Source organism: Micromonospora sp. ABR4_055 (assembly GCF_056160425.1).
The window spans coordinates 1-17,835 of the sequence record NZ_JBSWXD010000144.1 but is presented as its reverse complement, the minus strand read 5'-3'; the positions used below and the strand labels follow the sequence as shown (position 1 = coordinate 17,835).

The following is a 17,835-nucleotide window of genomic DNA, read 5'->3' as shown; positions in this document are numbered from 1 at the left end:
GCCCGGCGGTGCGCCCCGCCGGCCCGGCCGGCGACCGCAGCGACTGGTGGGCGCAGCTGGACGACCTGCGGCAACGCTACCCGCTGGGCTACGACGAGCCGGACGACGGCACGCTGTCCCCGCAGTACGTGATCGAGCGGCTCGGCAAGCTGGCCGGACCGGACGCCATCTACGTCGCCGGCGTCGGCCAGCACCAGATGTGGGCCTCCCAGTTCATCTCCTACGAGAAGCCGAACACCTGGCTCAACTCCGGCGGCCTGGGCACCATGGGGTACGCGGTCCCGGCCGCGATGGGCGCCAAGGTCGGCCAGCCGGAGACGGTGGTCTGGGCGGTCGACGGCGACGGCTGCTTCCAGATGACCAACCAGGAGCTGGCCACCTGCGCCCTGGAGGGCATCCCGGTCAAGGTGGCGCTGATCAACAACGGCAACCTGGGCATGGTCCGGCAGTGGCAGACACTGTTCTACGGCGAGCGCTACTCCAACACCGACCTGGGCACCCACAAGCACCGCATCCCGGATTTCGTCAAACTGGCCGAGGCGCTCGGCTGTGTCGGGCTGCGCTGCGAAAACGCCGCGGACGTGGACAAGACCATTGCCGCCGCAATGGAGATCAACGACGTCCCGGTCGTGATCGACTTCGTGGTCGGCAAGGACGCCATGGTCTGGCCGATGGTCGCCGCCGGCACCAGCAACGATGAGATCATGTTCGCCCGGGACGTCCGGCCCACCTTCGACGAGGACGACCTGTGACGAGGACGACCTGTCACGACCCGGCCAATCCGATGATGACGAGGAAGAAATGACCAAGCACACGCTCTCCGTGCTGGTGGAGAACAAGCCCGGGGTGCTGGCCCGGGTGTCCGGCCTGTTCTCCCGGCGCGGGTTCAACATCGACTCACTGGCGGTCGGCGAAACGGAGAACCCCGAGGTCTCCCGGGTCACCATCGTCGTCGACGCCGACTCGTCGCCGCTGGAGCAGGTGACCAAGCAGCTGAACAAGCTGGTCAACGTACTGAAGATCGTGGAACTCGATCCGGCGGTGTCGGTCGCCCGCCAGTTGCTGCTGGTCAAGGTCCGCGCGGACCGGGCGATGCGCTCGCAGGTGCTGGAGACGGTGAACCTGTTCCGCGCCCGGGTGGTGGACGTCGCACCGGACACCCTCACCGTCGAGGCCACCGGCACGACCGACAAGCTGGACGCGTTGCTGCGCGATCTCGAACCGTTCGGCATCAAGGAGATGGTGCAGTCCGGTCTGGTCGCGATCGGGCGCGGCTCCCGGTCGATCACCACCGGGCCGGCGCTGCGCGCCGCCTGACCGCCGGCCGGCAGCATCGGCTGCCGGCCCTGATGACCTGCGGCAGGCAGCTGCCGCCCGAGGAAAAGCCGGCCACCGTGGCCGGGCACACGAGAGGGAAGTCATGACCGCTGAGGTGTTCTACGACGACGACGCCGACCTGACCGTCATCCAGGGGCGGAAGGTCGCCGTGCTGGGGTACGGCAGCCAGGGCCACGCCCATGCGCTGTCGCTGCGCGACTCGGGTGTCGACGTCGTGATCGGCCTGCCGGAGGGCTCCAAGAGCCGGGCCAAGGCACAGGAGCAGGGGCTGCGGGTCCTCGGTCCAGCCGAGGCTTCGGCCTGGGCCGACGTGATCATGGTGCTGGCCCCGGACACCGCGCAGCGGTCGCTCTACGCCGAGGCGATCGCACCGAACCTGACCGCCGGCAAGGCGCTCTTCTTCGGCCACGGGCTGAACATCCGGTACGGGTTCATCACCCCGCCGGCCGATGTGGACGTGGCGATGGTGGCGCCGAAGGGCCCCGGGCACCTGGTCCGTCGGCAGTACGTCGACGGCAAGGGCGTGCCATGCCTGGTCGCGGTCGAGCAGGACGCCAGCGGTGCTGCCTTCGGTCTCGCCCTGGCGTACGCCAAGGCGATCGGCGGCACCCGGGCCGGCGTGATCAAGACCACCTTCAAGGAGGAGACCGAGACCGACCTGTTCGGTGAGCAGGCGGTGCTCTGCGGCGGCGCGTCGGCGCTGGTGCAGACCGGGTTCGAAGTGCTGACCGAGGCCGGCTACGCGCCGGAGATCGCCTACTTCGAGTGCCTGCACGAGCTCAAGCTGATCGTGGATCTGATGTACGAGGGCGGCGTCGCCCGGATGCGCTACAGCGTGTCGGACACCGCCGAGTACGGCGACTACTCCCGTGGCCCACGGGTGGTCGACGCCAGGGTCAAGGAGGAGATGCGCAAGATCCTCGCCGAGGTGCAGTCCGGGGAGTTCGCCCGGGAGTGGATCGCCGAGGACGACGCGGGCCGGCCGAACTTCGCCAAGTGGCGGGCCGAGGGCGCGGCGCACCCGATCGAGGAGACCGGGCGGAAGCTGCGCGGCATGATGAGCTGGGTCGACCGACCGATCACCGAGACCGCCTGACGCCGGACAGAGCCCATCACCGACAGTGATCGGTGATGGGCTCTGCGCCTATCTCGGGCGGAGTTTCGTTACCGGAAGATTGCGGCTTGGGGTCGGTTTCGGGTAGTCGGTTTCCGACGCCGATAATTGACCTACGGTTACAGGTAGTTAATGGCCGCCTCGGGTAATGTGCCCCGCATGCGTCTGGAGCAATCGCACCGTACGGAGCGCTTCGGGGCCGTTCGCATCCATGAGCTTCAGCGTGTCATCGAGCTGGACTCGGGGGATGTCGCCGGTGACCGCGGCCGTGGGCTGGTCTCTCAGGAGGACATCCGGGCTGTCGAGCGGGACATGGTGGTGGTCATACCCTGCATGAATGAAACACGCAGGGTGATCGAAGGAGTGCTCTCTGGTATTCCGCACGACTGTCTGATCGTGCTCGTCTCGAACAGCGGCCGGCAGCCGGTGGACCGTTATGAGATCGAGGCCCATACCGTTGAGCAGTTCTGCCGGTCGGCGGACCGGCCGGCGGTCACCGTGCACCAACGAGATCCAGGGCTGGCCGCGGCGATGAAAGCCGCCGGCATGCCGGAGCTGATCGACGAGAGCGGGCTGATCCGCACCGGCAAGGGCGAGGCGATGCTGATCGGCATGGCGGTCGCCGCGCTCACCGGGCGCCGGTACGTCGGCTACGTGGACGCCGACAACTACGTCCCCGGCGCGGTCCACGAATACTGCAAGGTGTACGCCGCTGGCCTGCACCTGGCCGACAGCCCGTATTCGATGGTCCGGATTTCCTGGCACTCCAAGCCCAAGCTGCGCGACGGTCGACTGTTCTTCAGCCGCCGGGGCCGCAGTTCGGAGATCACCAACGGATTCCTCAACCGGCTGATCGCCGAGTACTCCGGCTTCGGCACCGAGGTGATCGCCACCGGCAACGCCGGCGAGCACGCACTCAGCCTCGACCTCGGCCTGCGGCTGCGGCTGGCCGGCGGTTTCGCCGTCGAGCCGTACGAGTACGTCGACCTGTTCGAACGCTTCGGCGGCATCCTGGACACCGACAGCCCCGAGGTGATGGCGCATTCGGTGCCGGTGCTGCAGGTGGAGACCCGCAACCCGCACTTCCACGACAACAAGGGTGAGGAGCACGTCCAGGGCATGCGGATGCAGGCGCTCAACGTGCTGTACCACTCCCCGGTGTGCCTGCCGGCGGTCCGCGAGGCGATTCTCGAGTTCATGACCGACCAGGGGGCGTTGTCGCCGGGTGCCGAGCCGCCCCGCGAGCGGGTCTATCCGCCGGTCGGTTCGCTCGCCTTCGACCTGCTCTACGACACCCTGGAGGCGGAGGCCGGCACGTTCCGGCAGATCGGTGACGGCGGCATCGTCCGCAGCCGGATCCCCCGCCATCCGGTCAGTCCGGCGGCAGCCGGCTGACGGTCCGGCGGGGCGGGCTGACGGGTACGGCGGCAGCCGGCTGACGGTCCGGCGGCGGTCGGAGTGCGGCGGCGGTTGGCCGGGGGCGGGTGTTAGGTCTGATTTGTGAGGGCCCTCACCCCCGGCCCTGAGCCGCGCCGTCCACGGCTGCGCCTACGATCGCGGGTAGGCCGCCTCCGTGCCGGCGCGACACCCGGGCGGGGGAGCGTAGGGCGCAGAGCGGCGCCCCACCGCCGCCGATACCCGTCCCGGACGACTTTGAGGACCAATGAATCCTGTCGTACTGATCGCTGAAGAGCTCGCGCCCGCCGCAATCGACGTACTCGCTCATGACTTCGATGTCCGCCACGTCGACGGCACGGACCGTCCCGCCCTGCTGGCCGCGCTCGCCGACGCCCACGCGGTGATCGTGCGCAGCGCCACCCAGATCGACGCCGAGGCGTTGGCCGCCGCGCCCCAGCTGAAGGTGGTCGCCCGCGCCGGCGTCGGCCTGGACAACGTCGAGGTGCCGGCCGCCACCGCCCGAGGCGTCATGGTGGTGAACGCACCCACCTCCAACATCGTCTCCGCTGCTGAGCAGGCGATCGCCCTGCTGCTCGCGGTGGCCCGCAACACCGCAAGCGCCAGCGCCGCGCTCAAGGCCGGCGAGTGGAAACGGTCGAAGTACACCGGCGTCGAGCTGCAGGGCAAGACCGTCGGCGTGGTCGGGCTCGGCCGCATCGGCGTGCTGTTCGCGCAGCGGATCGCCGCGTTCGGCACCCGGCTGATCGCGTACGACCCGTACATCCAGCCGGCCCGCGCGGCGCAGCTCGGGGTTCGCCTGGTCGGGCTGGAGGAGCTGCTCCGGGAGAGCGACTTCATCTCGATCCACCTGCCGAAGACCCCGGAGACGCTCGGCCTGATCGGCGAGAAGGAGCTGGCGATCGTCAAGCCCGGGGTCCGGATCGTCAACGCCGCCCGGGGCGGCCTCGTCGACGAGCAGGCGCTGGCCGATGCGTTGGCCGAGGGCCGGGTCGGTGGTGCCGGCGTCGACGTGTACGCGAAGGAGCCGTGCACCTCGTCGCCGCTGTTCGCCTTCGACAACGTCGTCGCCACCCCGCACCTGGGGGCCTCGACCGCCGAGGCGCAGGACAAGGCGGGTCTGGCCGTGGCCCGCAGCGTCAAGCTCGCGCTGCAGGGCGAGTTCGTTCCCGACGCGGTGAACGTGCAGGCCGGCGGGGTGGTCGCCGAGGATGTCCGGCCGCTGCTGCCGCTGGCCGAGAAGCTCGGCAAGGTGTTCACCGCGGTGGCCGGGGTGGTCGCGGCCAGCGTCACCGTCGAGGTCCGCGGCGAGGTCGTCGGCAACGAGGTGTCGGTGCTCAAGCTGGCCGCCACCAAGGGGCTGTTCAGCTCGGTGGTCGAGGAGCAGGTCACCTACGTCAACGCGCCGCACCTGGCCGCCGACCGGGGCGTCGAGGTGGAGCTGGTCACCCACCCGGACACCGTCGACCAGCCCAACCTGGTCACCGTCCGGGGGGTGCTGCCCGACGGCGGTACGGCAAGTGTCTCCGGCACCGTGGTGCAGTCCGCCGGGCGGGACGTGGTCCGGCTGACCGAGGTCGACGGCTTCGACCTCGAGCTGTCCGCCGAGGGCATCCTGCTCTTCTTCCGGTACGCCGACCGGCCGGGCGTGGTCGGGACGATCGGCTCGATCCTCGGCGAGTCCAGTGTCAACATCGCCGCCATGCAGGTGGCTCGGCGGTCCGCCGGTGGCGAGGCGCTGATGACCCTCACCGTCGACTCCGCCGTCGGCGCGGAGTCGCTGCACAATGCCGCCAGCTCGATCGGGGCGACCGCGGCCAGCGCGGTGGACCTTCGCGAGGAGTGACCCGCCGGACGTGTCGTCCGACTTCGGCGGTTCGGGGACCCTCGTCCCCGAACCGCCGCCCGCTCAGCGGGTCGACGCGCTGGCCGGCGGCGGGTAGACCGAGCCGTCCTGCGGGTCGAGCAGCAGCAGATCGTGTTCCTGAGCCAGCCGTTCGATGGTGAGCAGCACCTCGTCGGCGCAGGTCTGACGCAGGTTCATCTCGACGTGGTCGGTTGCGGTATGTAATGGGACCTTTGCCCAGGGGCAGTCTTCTGTGGTGGAAGCGGCACCTTGATCCGGGTAACTGGCGGTCAGCGCGGCGTGGAAGGACGTGATCCGGCGGTCGGTCGCACCGTCGGCGTGCTCACCCTGCCGGCACAGTTCGTGTGCGGCGTGTACGTCCGCCGAGGTGGACTGATCGTCCAACGCCCATACGACTAGATCGAATGTCACGCCGCACAGCGTGCCATCCATCAGGGGGATCATTCCACCCAGTGCCGTGGCCGACAAGCAATGTCAGAGGAATTGGAACCTTGCGCCCGGTTGTGCGGAATCGATAGCGTGGCGGTGCGGTTGCTCAGGAGTTGCTCCGGCGCCGGTCGCGTCTTCGGGTGACGTTCCGGCCGGGCCGTGGTCTCCCGGGTGACTGCACCCCCGGTGCGCGAGCTGAGCGCACGTGTCGCCGGCCCGCTCCCGTGGTCATTTGCCGAGATCACGGGGGTGGGCCGCGCCAGGGGGCGATCTTCTTTCGCCGACCAGGTCCAGTACGTGGTATCCGTCCACTGTAGGAAACCAGTCGCGGCCGGCGGGTCCGGCGGCGAACAGCGCGGTCGCGTAGCCGTCGGCCACCGCGAGGTCCGCGCCGATCACCATGGCGGCGCTGTCCCGCTCCACTACGGCCCCGGTGTGCGGGTCGACGACCTTTCGGCTGCCGGCGGTCAGTCCGCTGGTCCCGATCGCTCCGTCCACCATGGTCACGGTGGTCGGCTGGCTGCCCGGCGTGGCGCCGGCCGGGCCGTCGCCGGTGTCTGCGGACAGCGGCTGCTGCAGGGCGATCCGCCACGGTCCGCCGTGCGGGGCGCGTCCGCGTACCACCAGATCACCGCCGCTGACCACGGCGTATTCGGTGATTCCGGCGGCGCGCAACCGACCAGCGGCCCGCTCGATGGCCCAGCCCTTGATCATGCCGGCCGGGTCGAACCCACCGGGCACCGCCCACGGGTCGAACCAGCCCTCGGTGGCCACCCGCATCGCCTCGCACCGGTGCACGATATCGGCCAGCGGCGGATAGACCTCGGCCGCGACCTCACCCCGGCGCAGCAGCGAAACCAGACTGTTCGGCCGCAGCGGACTGTACGTCACGTCGATCGCCCGCAGCTCCGCGACCGCGTCGCCGATCGCCTCGCTCAGCCCACGCCGGCCGATCCGTTCGCTGCCCACCAGAACGAGCTGGTACTCGGTGGTGGACGTGGCGACGGTGTGCCGGGCGACCAGCTGGCCGGCCGGGCGGTTGCCGTCCGTCGCCGTGGCGGTGCCGGACGACCCGGTCGGGGCGCCGGCTCCCGGCGTCGGACCGATCCGCAGATCGGGCGGTTCCGGCTGGGCGGCGCGGTACGCCAGCATCGTCGATTCTCCTTCGCCGGTGCCCGGATCCGGTCTTCACCTACAGTAGCCGTCCGAGGTAAGTATGGTGTTAAGCCCGGCTGTGTGCCCCCTGGGCGGCGCGGGACTCCTCGACCAGCGGGTAACGTCCGTATCCTGGGACCGACGTACCGATTTCCGGGACGATCGCTTAACGTGCGCTAGGCGGTCGACGGAGCAGACGAGGGAGTTGACGTGGCGATGGCGCGGATCGCGGTCGTGGCCGGCGACGGCATCGGATCCGAGGTGACCGCGCAGGCCCGGAAGGTCATCGACGCGGTGCTGCCCGGCGTCGAGGCGACCGAGTACGACCTCGGCGCCGCCCGCTACCACCGCACCGGCGAGGTGCTGCCCGACTCGGTACTGGACGAACTCGCCGGTCACGACGCCATCCTGCTCGGCGCGGTCGGCGACCCCAGCGTCCCGCCCGGAGTACTGGAGCGCGGCCTGCTGCTCAAGCTGCGGTTCGCCTTCGACCAGTACGTCAACCTGCGTCCGTCCCGGCTCTGGCCCGGCACCGCCAGCCCGCTCGGGGGCGTCAAGCCGGGCGAGATCGACTTCGTCGTGGTTCGCGAGGGCACCGAGGGCCTCTACACCGGGGCCGGCGGCACGATGCACCGCGACACCCCCGCCGAGGTCGCCACCGAGGAGAGCCTCAACACCCGGCACGGGGTGGAGCGGGTGATCCGGGACGCCTTCACCCGCGCCGCGCGCCGGGAGCGGCGCAAGGTCACCCTGGTGCACAAGACCAACGTGCTGACCCACGCCGGGTCGCTGTGGTCGCGGACCTTCGCCGCCGTCAAGGCCGACTTCCCGGACATCGAGACCGAGTACCAGCACGTCGACGCCGCGGCCATGTTCATGGTCACCCAGCCCCAGCGCTACGACGTGGTGGTCACCGACAACCTGTTCGGTGACATCCTGACCGACATCGCCGCTGCCGTGACCGGCGGCATCGGACTGGCGGCCAGCGGCTGCATCAACCCGGAACGCCGCTACCCGTCGATGTTCGAGCCGGTGCACGGCTCCGCGCCGGACATCGCTGGCAAGGGCGTCGCCGACCCGGTGGCCGCCGTGCTGTCCGCGTCGCTACTGCTCGACCACCTCGGTCACCCCGAATCGGCCGAGCGAGTAGCCAGGGCGGTCGCGGCCGAGTTGGCCTCCCGCGCTCCGGGAGCCACGCTGCGTACCGCCGAGATCGGCGATCGGCTGGCCGCTCACGCGGTGGGCTGAGCCCAACCGCTCGACCCGCGTACCGCCGGTCGAGCCTCGCCGTTGCCACACCGCGCACCGGCCGTGCGGACCGGTGTCCGCCCACGTCACGCGCGTCGGCGGCCGGATCCGCGCCGTCCTCCGTCGAGCCCGACCGGTACGGCCTCCGTCGATTCACGCGCCGATGCGCGGATCGATCCGGGTGCCCCGTGCCGGTCGGCGCGCCGACGTACCTCGGCCGTCGACGCCACCGCCGACGGCCAATCACCAGGTGGCGGACCTACCGGCCGTCGTGCCGGTTCCCGCTGAACGAACGTTCGGGGTAAGTTGCATGACACACAGCTTCGTCGCTTTCTCGCCATGGAGGTCAGCCCGATGATCGGCGGTGACAAACTCGAATTCGAGATCCGTCCGAATCCACACCCGGTAGCCGACGCGGAACGCGCCGCGCTGCTGGCCAATCCCGGGTTCGGTCAGATCTTCACCGACCACATGGTCACCGTCCGGTACGCCGAGGGCAAGGGCTGGTACGACGCCCGGGTGGAGCCACGGGCGCCGATCCCGATGGATCCGGCGACCGCGGTGCTGCACTACGCCCAGGAAATCTTCGAAGGACTGAAGGCCTACCACGCTGCGGACGGGGGAGTGACCCTGTTCCGCCCGGACGCCAACGCGGCGCGGTTCATCGCCTCCGGTGCCCGGATGGCGATGCCGGCCCTGCCGGAGCAGGTCTTCCTCGACTCGCTGCGGCACCTGATCACGATTGATCGACAGTGGATTCCCGCCGGTGACGACGGCAGCCTCTACCTGCGACCGTTCATGTTCGCCAGTGAGGTCTTCCTCGGTGTCCGGCCGGCCCGCGAGTACCTCTACGCGGTGATCGCCTCACCGGTCGGTTCCTACTTCTCCGGCGGCGTCAAACCGGTGACGGTCTGGGCGTCCTCGGTCTACACCCGGGCCGCCCCGGGCGGTACCGGGGCCGCGAAGTGCGGGGGCAACTACGCCGCCTCGCTGGTGGCCCAGGCAGAGGCGATCGAGCACGGCTGCGACCAGGTGGTCTTCCTCGACGCGGTGCAACGGCAGTACGTCGACGAACTCGGCGGCATGAACGTCTTCTTCGTCTACGACGACGGTTCGCTGGTCACCCCGCCGCTGACCGGCGCGATCCTGCCGGGCATCACCCGCGAGTCGGTGATCACCCTGGCCCGCCGGGCCGGTCACCAGGTCGTGGAACAGCCGGTCAGCCTGGCCCAGTGGCAGGCCGACGCGGCCAGCGGCAGATTGCGTGAGGCGTTCGCCTGCGGCACCGCCGCGGTGATCACGCCGATCGGCCGGGTCCGCTCGGCCGACGGCGAGTTCACCGTGGCCGACGGCGGGCCGGGGGAGGTCACCATGGCGCTGCGGCAGAGCCTGGTCGACCTGCAGCGGGGCCGGGGCGCCGACCCGGACGGCTGGGTGCACCGGGTGTTCTGAGCAGCGCCGTGACGTGGTGACCGGGCCCCGGCCCGGTCACCACGTCATCCGGTCACTGGGTCAACAGGTGGTCGCGCAACGCCGTGATCCGGTCTGCGGGCAGCCCGGCTGCGCGCAGGTACCCCTCAACCGAGCCGTGCCGCTGCCGCAGCTCGGTGAGGAACGTCTGCATCGCCTCGGCCGGGCAGGAGAAGAACGGCACCGGCACCAGATGGTCGTTGCCGGCCTGGGTACGCAGCCAGGCGAGCAGCCGTTCGCTGCCGGCGTTGCTCAACGCGTAGTCCTCGGCGATCACCGAATCCCGGACCCCGAGCAGGGACAGCGTCATCGCGCAGACCAGCCCGGTGCGGTCCTTGCCGGCCATGCAGTGCACCACCGCCGGTGCGGTCCGTGCCTCGGCCAGCAGCGAGATCGCCGCGACGAAGCCATCCGCGGCCTGCTCGGTCAGATCGTGGTAGCGGTCGGCCAGGTAGCGGGCGGCACCCTGATCCGGCTGGTAGGGGATCTCGCCCCAGTCCTGGTGCCGTAGGTGGATGTTGTGGTATTCGAAGCCGTCCGCTGGCGGGATCCGTCCGTACGTCTCGACCTCGTGCGGCCGGCGCAGGTCGATCACGGTCCGTACGCCGAGCGCGTCGAACGCCGCCGCGTCGTCGGCGTCGAGCCGGTGCGGCGAGTCGGCCCGGTAGATCCGCTGCCAGCGGACCGTACGGCCGTCGAGCCCCGGGTAGCCCCCGATGTCGCGGAAGTTGAACATGGTCGCGAAGGCCAACGAGCGGGTGGCGGCGGCAGTCATGGATCCTACGGTAGCCAGCCCGACCGACACCGGTAAACGGTGCGGGTAGCCGGTGCCACCCGCACCGGCCACCCGCACCGGGTGGGTCGTCACCGGGTCACATGATCCGGCCCGGCGCCATCGGCGGGACCGGGGTGCCGGTGGCACCGCCGTAGTAGGCGCTCAGCTTGTCGCGGTACGCCGGATCTGTCGAGCTGGTCCCGTCGTACTCGGGGGCGTCCTTGATCTGGCTCTTGTCGCGGTCGACGTAGACCTTCTGTTCGTCGTGGTCGACGTGGTTGACCACCCCGGCCGGCAGCATCACCTTCCGGCCGAAGATCCACGGCCCGGTGTCGACCACCAGATGGCTGCCGTCCACCTCTTCGGTGGCGGAGTCGATCTTGCCGATGCCGCCGTCGGTCGCCTCGACGTGGTAGCCGGCCAGGTTGGCGCCGTCGACCCCCGCGTCGTCGCGGTAGCGCCACGGGTCGAACGTGCCGGCCGGGGTGCCGCCCACGACGTCACCCTGACCACCGGCCGGCCCCGTCAGTGCGGTGTGTTGCGGATCGAGCCTGTCCATCGGAGGTCACTCCTTCGCTCGGCGGAACTGACTGCGTCGTCGTCCCAGGAATACCCATGGCGCTCGATCGGTACACCTGACCTCGGGCGGTCCCACTGTCCCGCGATGTGGATTCGACTACCGGTCCGGGCGCGGTCGGTGGCAAAGTACCCTGCGTGACTCGCCTCGTACTCATTATTGGCAGCTAGCGCGCCCGGCAACCGTCCGCCGAGCGCGCAGACCTCCCGCATCCGCGGGGGGTCTTTTTGTTGGCCGTACGAGGTCGGCCGGACGAGCGGGTGGGGACGGCCCGGCGCGAGCAGCGGGTGGTACGGGACGTCCGTCGAAAGGATCGAGATGACTTTCCAGGTCTATGACACGACTCTGCGCGACGGTGCGCAGCGTGAGGGCATCAGCTACTCGGTGGTCGACAAACTCGCCGTCGCGCGGCTGCTGGACGACTTCGGCGTCGGCTTCATCGAGGGCGGCTGGCCCGGCGCGATGCCGAAGGACACCGAGTTCTTCCGCAGAGCCCGCACCGAACTCGATCTGCGGCACGCCGTACTCGTCGCGTTCGGTGCCACCCGCAAGGCCGGCGTCAAGGTCGCCGACGATCCGCAGGTACGGGCCCTGCTCGACGCCGAGACACCAGCGGTCTGCCTGGTCGCCAAGTCCGACATCCGGCACGTCGAACGGGCGCTGCGCACCACCGGCGCGGAGAACCTGGCGATGGTCACCGACACGGTCGCGCACTTCGTCGCCGAGGGCCGGCGGGTCTTCCTCGACTGCGAACACTTCTTCGACGGCTTCCGGCACGACCCGGCGTACACCGCCTCGGTGGTCAGCGCGGCGGCCGCCGCCGGCGCCGAGGTCGTGGTGATGTGCGACACCAATGGCGGGATGCTGCCGTCACAGATCGGCGCGGCGATCGCCGATCTGGTCGACCGGACCGGGCTGAGCGCCGACCGGCTCGGCATCCACTGCCAGAACGACACCTCCTGCGCGGTGGCCAACACCATCGCCGCCGTCGAGGCGGGCGTCCGGCACTTCCAGGGCACCGCCAACGGGTACGGCGAACGCCCCGGCAACGCCGACCTGTTCGCCGTCGTCGCCAACCTGCAACTCAAGCTCGGGCTGCCGGTCCTACCGGACGGCTGCCTGGAACAGATGGTGCGCGTCTCGCACGCCATCGCCGAGATCGCCAACATCGCCCCCGACACCCACCAGGCCTACGTCGGGGCCGCCGCCTTCGCCCACAAGGCGGGGCTGCACGCGAGTGCGATCAAAGTGGATCCGTTGCTGTACAACCACGTCGACCCGTCGGTTGTCGGCAACGACATGCGGATCCTGGTGACCGAGATGGCCGGCCGGGCCAGCATCGAGTTGAAGAGTCGTGAACTCGGTGTCGACCTGGCCGGCCATCCGGACGCGCTGTCCCGGGTCACCAAGCGGGTCAAGGAGCTGGAGGCCGGCGGCTGGTCCTTCGAAGCCGCCGACGCCTCGTTCGAGCTGCTGGTCCGCTCCGAGTTGGCGGCCGACACCGGTGCCGTCACCACCCGGCCGTTCGCCCTGGAGTCCTACCGGGTGCTGGTGGAGCACCGCGAGGACGGCGCGGTGGTCTCCGAGGCCACCGTCAAGGTCCGGGTACGCGGCGAGCGGGTGATCGCCACCGCCGAGGGCAACGGCCCGGTCAACGCCCTCGACGAGGCGTTGCGGGTGGCGCTGCGCAGCCACTACCCGGACCTGGCCGACTTCCGGTTGGCCGACTACAAGGTGCGGATCCTGGAAGGCAGCCAGGGCACCGGGGCGATCACCCGGGTGCTGGTGGAGACGGTCGACGGCAACGCCCGGGACTGGACCACCGTCGGGGTGCACGAGAACGTGGTCGAGGCCAGCTGGCACGCCCTGGTCGACGCGCTCACCTACGGACTGGCCCGCAGCCGGACCACCACTGGCGTCTGACCTGCCGGCCCGGGGCCACCGGTGACCTGCCCTGGCCCCGGGCGGGCGGTCCAGGTCAAGCGGCCGGCAGCACCAGCCCGGCGACGACCATCCGGTGGTCGCTGCCGGGCACCCGGTGCACGGTCACCGACCGCACCCCGATCCGGTCGTCCACCAGCACCCGGTCCAGCGTCACCGGCGGGATCGGGCTACCGTCGTACGGCCCCCAGGTGCCGACCAGCCCGTCGCCGGTCGCGTCGGCGGCGTCGACGTAGCCTGCCGCGATCAGCCGGCGCAGCGCCGCGTGGTCCAGGGTGGCGTTGAAGTCGCCGGCCAGGATTCGCGGCGGGCCCTGCGGGTCGGGGCGGGGCTGTCCGGCCAGGTCGGCCCGCCACGACGACAGGGTGTGCAGCGCGAACGGCGCCATCGGGTGCGCCGACTCGACCCGTACCGGCCCGCTGCCCGGCGGGCGGACCGTGCCGTACGACTGGGCGAAGCCGCCCACGTTGCGCCGCACCCCGTCGTCGGTGACCGGCCAGCGCGCGTAGACCGCCGACCCGGTGGTCCCCACCTCCGGATCGGCCCGGCGGTACGGCAACAGGTCGCCGACGCCGAGCCGGTCCAGCTCGGCCTCGGCCGCCGGAGTGAACTCCTGCATCGCCAGCACGTCCACCCGCTCCCGGCGCAGCAACTCCATCAGCACCGTCAGGTCCGCCGCCCCGGCCAGCAGGTTGGCCGTGGCGACCCGGACCGTGACCCCGTCGGCGGCGGTCGCGGTCCGGCCGCCGTCCGGCACCGCCCGGGGCAGCACCGCGACGGCCAACGACACCACCGCCAGCAGCGCGGCACCGCTGGCCCACCACCGCCGGGACCAGACCGCCACCGCCAGCGGGACAACCGTCCAGGCCGCCACGTACGGGGTGAACGCGAGCAGCTGCACCAGCGGGCCGGACTCCCAGCCGGCCAGCCGCAGCACCGCCCAGAGCAGCCCCGGCAGCACCACCGGCCACACCAGCCAACCGGCCGGGCGGCGCCTGGTGCTGGCCGGGGGCTGCGGGGTGGAACTGGTCTGCGGCGCGGTCACGCCGGAACGGTATCCGGTGTGACCGGCGTCGGACCTGCCACCCCGGTTCGGTGTCGGTCCTACCACCCCGGCCGGTCAATCACCCGGTCGGCGACGGATCCCGGCGTTAGAACGGCCCGATCCGGGGCACCCCTGCGCCGGCGCCGCAGTGGCCCCGCACCGTCGGGGCCGACCGGCGATTGGCGACCAGCGTCAAGGACGGTGCGATGACGACGACCGAGCCACAAGTCAGTACGGAACAGCCAGCCGACGCCGCTCCGGCCGCGGCCGCACTGGAGCAGACGCTGTTCGAGGTCAAACGGGTGATCGTCGGGCAGGACAGGCTGGTCGAGCGGCTACTCACCGCGTTGCTCGCCAACGGACACTGCCTGCTGGAGGGCGTACCGGGGATCGCCAAGACCCTCGCGGCGCAGACCCTCGCGGTCGCCGTCGGCGGCAGCTTCTCCCGGATCCAGTTCACCCCCGACCTGGTGCCCTCCGACATCGTCGGCACCCGGATCTACCGGGCGTCGACCGAGTCGTTCGACGTCGAACTCGGGCCGGTGATGGCCAACCTGGTGCTCGCCGACGAGATCAACCGGGCGCCGGCCAAGGTGCAGTCGGCGCTGCTCGAGGCGATGGCCGAGCGGCAGGTCTCGATCGGCGGCCGCAGCTACCCGGTGCCGGACCCGTTCCTGGTACTGGCCACCCAGAACCCGATCGAGTCCGAAGGCGTCTACCAGCTTCCGGAGGCGCAACGGGACCGGTTCCTGATGAAGGTCGTGGTCGACTACCCGACCGACGAGGAGGAGCTCGGCATCCTCTACCGGATGGGGGTGGACCGCCCGCAGCCCCGCCAGGTGCTGGACGCGGCCACCCTGTGCGCGATGCAGCAGCAGGCCCGGGAGGTGTTCGTCCACCACGCGCTCGCCGAGTACATCGTCCGGCTGGTGCTGGCCACCCGCCGCCCGCAACTGTTCGGGCTGCCGGAGCTGACCGGGCTGCTGGCGTACGGTGCCAGCCCGCGCGCCACCCTCGGTCTGGTCGCCGCCGCCCGGGGCCTGGCACTGCTGCGCGGCCGCGACTACGTGCTGCCCGAGGACGTCCGGGAACTCGCCACCGACGTGCTCGCCCACCGGCTGGTGCTCTCCTTCGACGCGGTCGCGGACGGCGTCGACGCCGGGTCGATCGTCCGCCGGCTGATCCAGGTGGTCCCGCCGCCGCGGATCGCGCCGGCCCACGACCAGCGACCCGGACTGGCGGCCGTCGCGTGACTGGCGACTGCCCGCCCGGCCCGGCCACCCTGCCGGAGCTGACCCCACCGGACCCGCTGCGCCGGCTGGAGCTGACCGTGACCCGGCGGCTGGACGGCCTGCTGCACGGGCAGCACCTGGGTCTGCTGCCCGGCGCCGGCAGCGAACCCGCCGGCAGCCGGGAGTACCGGCCCGGCGAGGACGAGGTACGCCGGATGGACTGGGCGGTCACCGCCCGGACCACCGTGCCGCACGTCCGCGAGGTCGACGCCGACCGGGAGCTGACCTGCTGGCTGCTGGTCGACGGGACGGCCAGCATGGACTTCGGCACCGGTGAGCTGGAGAAGCGGGAACTGGCGGTGGCGGCGGTCGCCGCGGTCGGCTTCCTGACCGCCGGCACCGGCAACGCGGTCGGGGCGCAGCTGATCGGGGCGGGCGGCATCCGCCGGTTCCCGGCCCGCACCGGCCGGGACCATCTGCTGCACCTGCTCCGTGCGCTGCTCGCGGCGCCCCGCGTACCGGCCGACCGGTCCGGCCGGGACGCGCCGCCGCCGCTGGCCGACGGGATCGACGGGCTCCGGCGGGCGGCCACCCGGCGCGGGCTGGCGGTGGTGGTCTCCGACTTCCTCGACGGACTGCCGGACGACCCGGCCGACCGGCCGGACTGGGAACGGCCGCTGCGCCGGCTCGCCGCCGGGCACCAGGTGCTGGCGATCGAGGTCACCGACCCCCGGGAACTCGACCTGCCCGACGTCGGGGTGATCACCGTCGAGGACCCGGAGACCGGCCGTCGGCGGGAGATCAGCACCGCCAGCCGGGACCTGCGGCGACGGTACGCCGAGGCCGCCGCCGAGCAGCGTGGCCAGGTGGCCGGGGCGATCCGCCGGTCCGGCGCGGCCCATCTGGCGCTGCGTACCGACCGGGACTGGGTGGCCGACATAGTCCGGCACGTGCACCGCCAACGGCAACTGGCCGGCTGCCCGCCGGCCCGCCCCGCCCCGGTACCGGCAGGAGGAGACCGATGACGTGGCAGTCCCCGGAGCGGCTGTGGCTGCTCGCCGCGGTTGCCGCGCTGGCCGGCGGCTATCTGCTGATGCAGCGGCGCGGTGCCCGGTACGCGGTTCGGTTCACCAACCTGCGGCTGCTGGACCGGGTGGCGCCGCAGCGTCCGGCCTGGCGTCGGCACCTGCCGGCCGGCCTGTTCCTGGCGATGCTGGCGTTGCTGGTGGCCGGGTTCGCCCGGCCGATGGACGAGGTCCGGGTGCCCCGGGAACGAGCCACGGTGATGGTCGCGGTGGACGTGTCCACCTCGATGCTGGCCAACGACGTACGGCCGGATCGGCTCGGCGCGGCGAAACGGTCGGCGCACGAGTTCGTCGGCGATCTGCCGGCGCAGTTCAACGTCGGCCTGGTGGCGTTCGCCGGCAACGCCTCGGTGCTGGTCGGGCCGGGTACCGACCGGGAGGCGCTGGGAGCCGGCATCGACCGGCTCGCCGAAGGGATCACCGGGGCCCAGGGCACCGCCATCGGCGAGGCGATCAAGACGTCGCTGGAGGCGATCCGGTCGCTGGACGCGCAGGCCGCCGAGGAGATCCCACCGGCGCGGATCGTGCTGCTGTCCGACGGGGCGAACACGTCCGGGCGGTCGCCGGAATCGGCGGCGGCCGAGGCGGTGGAGGCCGGGATCCCGATCGACACCATCTCGGTCGGGACCGCCGCCGGCTACATCGACTACGGCGGCGGCCGGCCGCTGCGGGTGCCGGTGGACGGCGAGAACCTCGAAGCGGTGGCCGAGTTGACCGGCGGTGCCTACCACGAGGCGGCCAGCAGCAGCCAGTTGAGTGCCGTGTACGCCGACATCGGCACCTCGGTCGGCTACCGGCTGGAGCTGGCCGACGTGTCGGCCCGGTTCATCGGATTCGGTCTGCTGCTCGCCGTGGCTGCCGCCGGGACCTCGCTGTTGTGGTTCTCCCGGCTGCCCTGACCCGCGTCACCCCCCCGCGAGACCCGACCTGGACCTGAGGAGGAGCCGATGACTGTGCCCACCGGGCTGGGCGAGCCGCGTGGCCCGTGGTTCGTCTCGCCGGACGCGGACCGCTGGCCGGGGCTGGACGGCTCCGCCGTACCGCCGGCACCGACCCCGCCGCGACGGTGGCGCCGCCGGCTGCTGACCGTCGCCGCGGTGCTCACCCTGTCGGCGGCGTCCGGCGGGCTGGCCGGCGCGGTGG

The 17,835-nt window shown here is 71.4% G+C and carries 16 protein-coding genes and 1 pseudogene; 12 read left to right on the top strand and 5 right to left on the bottom strand.

Features of this window, described 5'->3' with window-relative positions; genetic code table 11:
- The 5 genes from ACXAHD_RS25590 to serA form a co-directional block, all read left to right on the top strand.
- Nucleotides 1-752: thiamine pyrophosphate-dependent enzyme (locus ACXAHD_RS25590; RefSeq protein WP_475053730.1), on the top strand; the 752-nt coding region annotated here is incomplete at its 5' end.
- A 49-nt stretch (nt 753-801) separates the two neighbouring features.
- A complete protein-coding gene (gene ilvN, locus ACXAHD_RS25585) occupies nt 802-1,317 on the top strand; it encodes an acetolactate synthase small subunit (RefSeq protein WP_281553812.1) in 516 nt (171 codons plus the stop codon).
- Nucleotides 1,214-2,434: a ketol-acid reductoisomerase gene (gene ilvC / locus ACXAHD_RS25580; RefSeq protein WP_475053738.1), complete on the top strand. Its 1,221-nt coding sequence runs from the start codon at nt 1,214-1,216 to the stop codon at nt 2,432-2,434. The genes ilvN and ilvC overlap by 104 nt, the downstream gene beginning before the upstream one ends.
- Nucleotides 2,435-2,584: 150 nt before the next feature.
- Nucleotides 2,585-3,847: a mannosyl-3-phosphoglycerate synthase gene (gene mpgS / locus ACXAHD_RS25575; protein WP_475053725.1), complete on the top strand. Its 1,263-nt coding sequence runs from the start codon at nt 2,585-2,587 to the stop codon at nt 3,845-3,847.
- Nucleotides 3,848-4,115: 268 nt separating this feature from the next.
- Nucleotides 4,116-5,714 (top strand): phosphoglycerate dehydrogenase, encoded by a 1,599-nt coding sequence (serA, locus tag ACXAHD_RS25570; protein WP_281553815.1) that lies wholly within the window; start codon nt 4,116-4,118, stop codon nt 5,712-5,714.
- 63 nt (nt 5,715-5,777) lie between these two features.
- Here serA and ACXAHD_RS25565 read toward each other — a convergent pair whose 3' ends face one another.
- The gene (locus ACXAHD_RS25565) at nt 5,778-6,146 is read right to left on the bottom strand and encodes a hypothetical protein (protein ID WP_278167706.1); all 369 of its coding nucleotides are present in this window, start codon (nt 6,144-6,146) and stop codon (nt 5,778-5,780) included.
- A 246-nt stretch (nt 6,147-6,392) separates the two neighbouring features.
- Nucleotides 6,393-7,316, bottom strand: coding sequence for an FAD:protein FMN transferase (locus tag ACXAHD_RS25560; RefSeq protein WP_281553816.1), 924 nt, complete (start codon nt 7,314-7,316; stop codon nt 6,393-6,395).
- A 219-nt stretch (nt 7,317-7,535) separates the two neighbouring features.
- Here ACXAHD_RS25560 and ACXAHD_RS25555 point away from each other — a divergent pair, with 219 nt between their 5' ends.
- Together ACXAHD_RS25555 and ACXAHD_RS25550 are read left to right on the top strand one after the other, a co-directional pair.
- Complete coding sequence (locus tag ACXAHD_RS25555) at nt 7,536-8,567, top strand: 3-isopropylmalate dehydrogenase (RefSeq protein WP_289213542.1); 1,032 nt, start codon at nt 7,536-7,538, stop codon at nt 8,565-8,567.
- A 354-nt stretch (nt 8,568-8,921) separates the two neighbouring features.
- Nucleotides 8,922-10,019, top strand: a complete 1,098-nt coding sequence (locus tag ACXAHD_RS25550; protein WP_281555490.1) for a branched-chain amino acid aminotransferase — start codon at nt 8,922-8,924, stop codon at nt 10,017-10,019.
- Nucleotides 10,020-10,071: 52 nt separating this feature from the next.
- On the opposite strand, the gene ACXAHD_RS25545 is transcribed toward ACXAHD_RS25550, so the two are convergent.
- Both ACXAHD_RS25545 and ACXAHD_RS25540 read right to left on the bottom strand, forming a co-directional pair.
- A complete protein-coding gene (locus ACXAHD_RS25545) occupies nt 10,072-10,890 on the bottom strand; it encodes a tyrosine-protein phosphatase (protein WP_475053733.1) in 819 nt (272 codons plus the stop codon).
- 19 nt (nt 10,891-10,909) lie between these two features.
- Nucleotides 10,910-11,371, bottom strand: a complete 462-nt coding sequence (locus tag ACXAHD_RS25540) for a PRC-barrel domain containing protein (protein WP_475053722.1) — start codon at nt 11,369-11,371, stop codon at nt 10,910-10,912.
- A gap of 336 nt (nt 11,372-11,707) precedes the next feature.
- On the opposite strand from ACXAHD_RS25540, the gene cimA reads away from it, so the two are divergent.
- Complete coding sequence (cimA, locus tag ACXAHD_RS25535; protein WP_281553819.1) at nt 11,708-13,312, top strand: citramalate synthase; 1,605 nt, start codon at nt 11,708-11,710, stop codon at nt 13,310-13,312.
- Nucleotides 13,313-13,367: 55 nt separating this feature from the next.
- Here cimA and ACXAHD_RS25530 read toward each other — a convergent pair whose 3' ends face one another.
- The gene (locus ACXAHD_RS25530; protein ID WP_475053720.1) at nt 13,368-14,375 is read right to left on the bottom strand and encodes an endonuclease/exonuclease/phosphatase family protein; all 1,008 of its coding nucleotides are present in this window, start codon (nt 14,373-14,375) and stop codon (nt 13,368-13,370) included.
- Between the two features lie 206 nt (nt 14,376-14,581).
- Here ACXAHD_RS25530 and ACXAHD_RS25525 point away from each other — a divergent pair, with 206 nt between their 5' ends.
- From ACXAHD_RS25525 to ACXAHD_RS25510, 4 genes and pseudogenes are all read left to right on the top strand, one after another.
- Nucleotides 14,582-15,628 (top strand): AAA family ATPase, encoded by a 1,047-nt coding sequence (locus tag ACXAHD_RS25525; RefSeq protein WP_348650097.1) that lies wholly within the window; start codon nt 14,582-14,584, stop codon nt 15,626-15,628.
- Nucleotides 15,625-16,632 carry a DUF58 domain-containing protein gene (locus ACXAHD_RS25520; protein WP_281553821.1) on the top strand — a complete coding sequence of 336 codons (1,008 nt, stop codon included), beginning with the start codon at nt 15,625-15,627 and terminating at the stop codon, nt 16,630-16,632. The genes ACXAHD_RS25525 and ACXAHD_RS25520 overlap by 4 nt, the downstream gene beginning before the upstream one ends.
- On the top strand, nt 16,629-17,591 hold the full coding sequence (locus ACXAHD_RS25515) for a VWA domain-containing protein (protein WP_281553822.1): 963 nt from the start codon (nt 16,629-16,631) through the stop codon (nt 17,589-17,591). The genes ACXAHD_RS25520 and ACXAHD_RS25515 overlap by 4 nt, the downstream gene beginning before the upstream one ends.
- A 48-nt stretch (nt 17,592-17,639) precedes the next feature.
- Nucleotides 17,640-17,835 (top strand): annotated as a pseudogene (locus tag ACXAHD_RS25510) (peptidase S1); the annotation flags it as partial.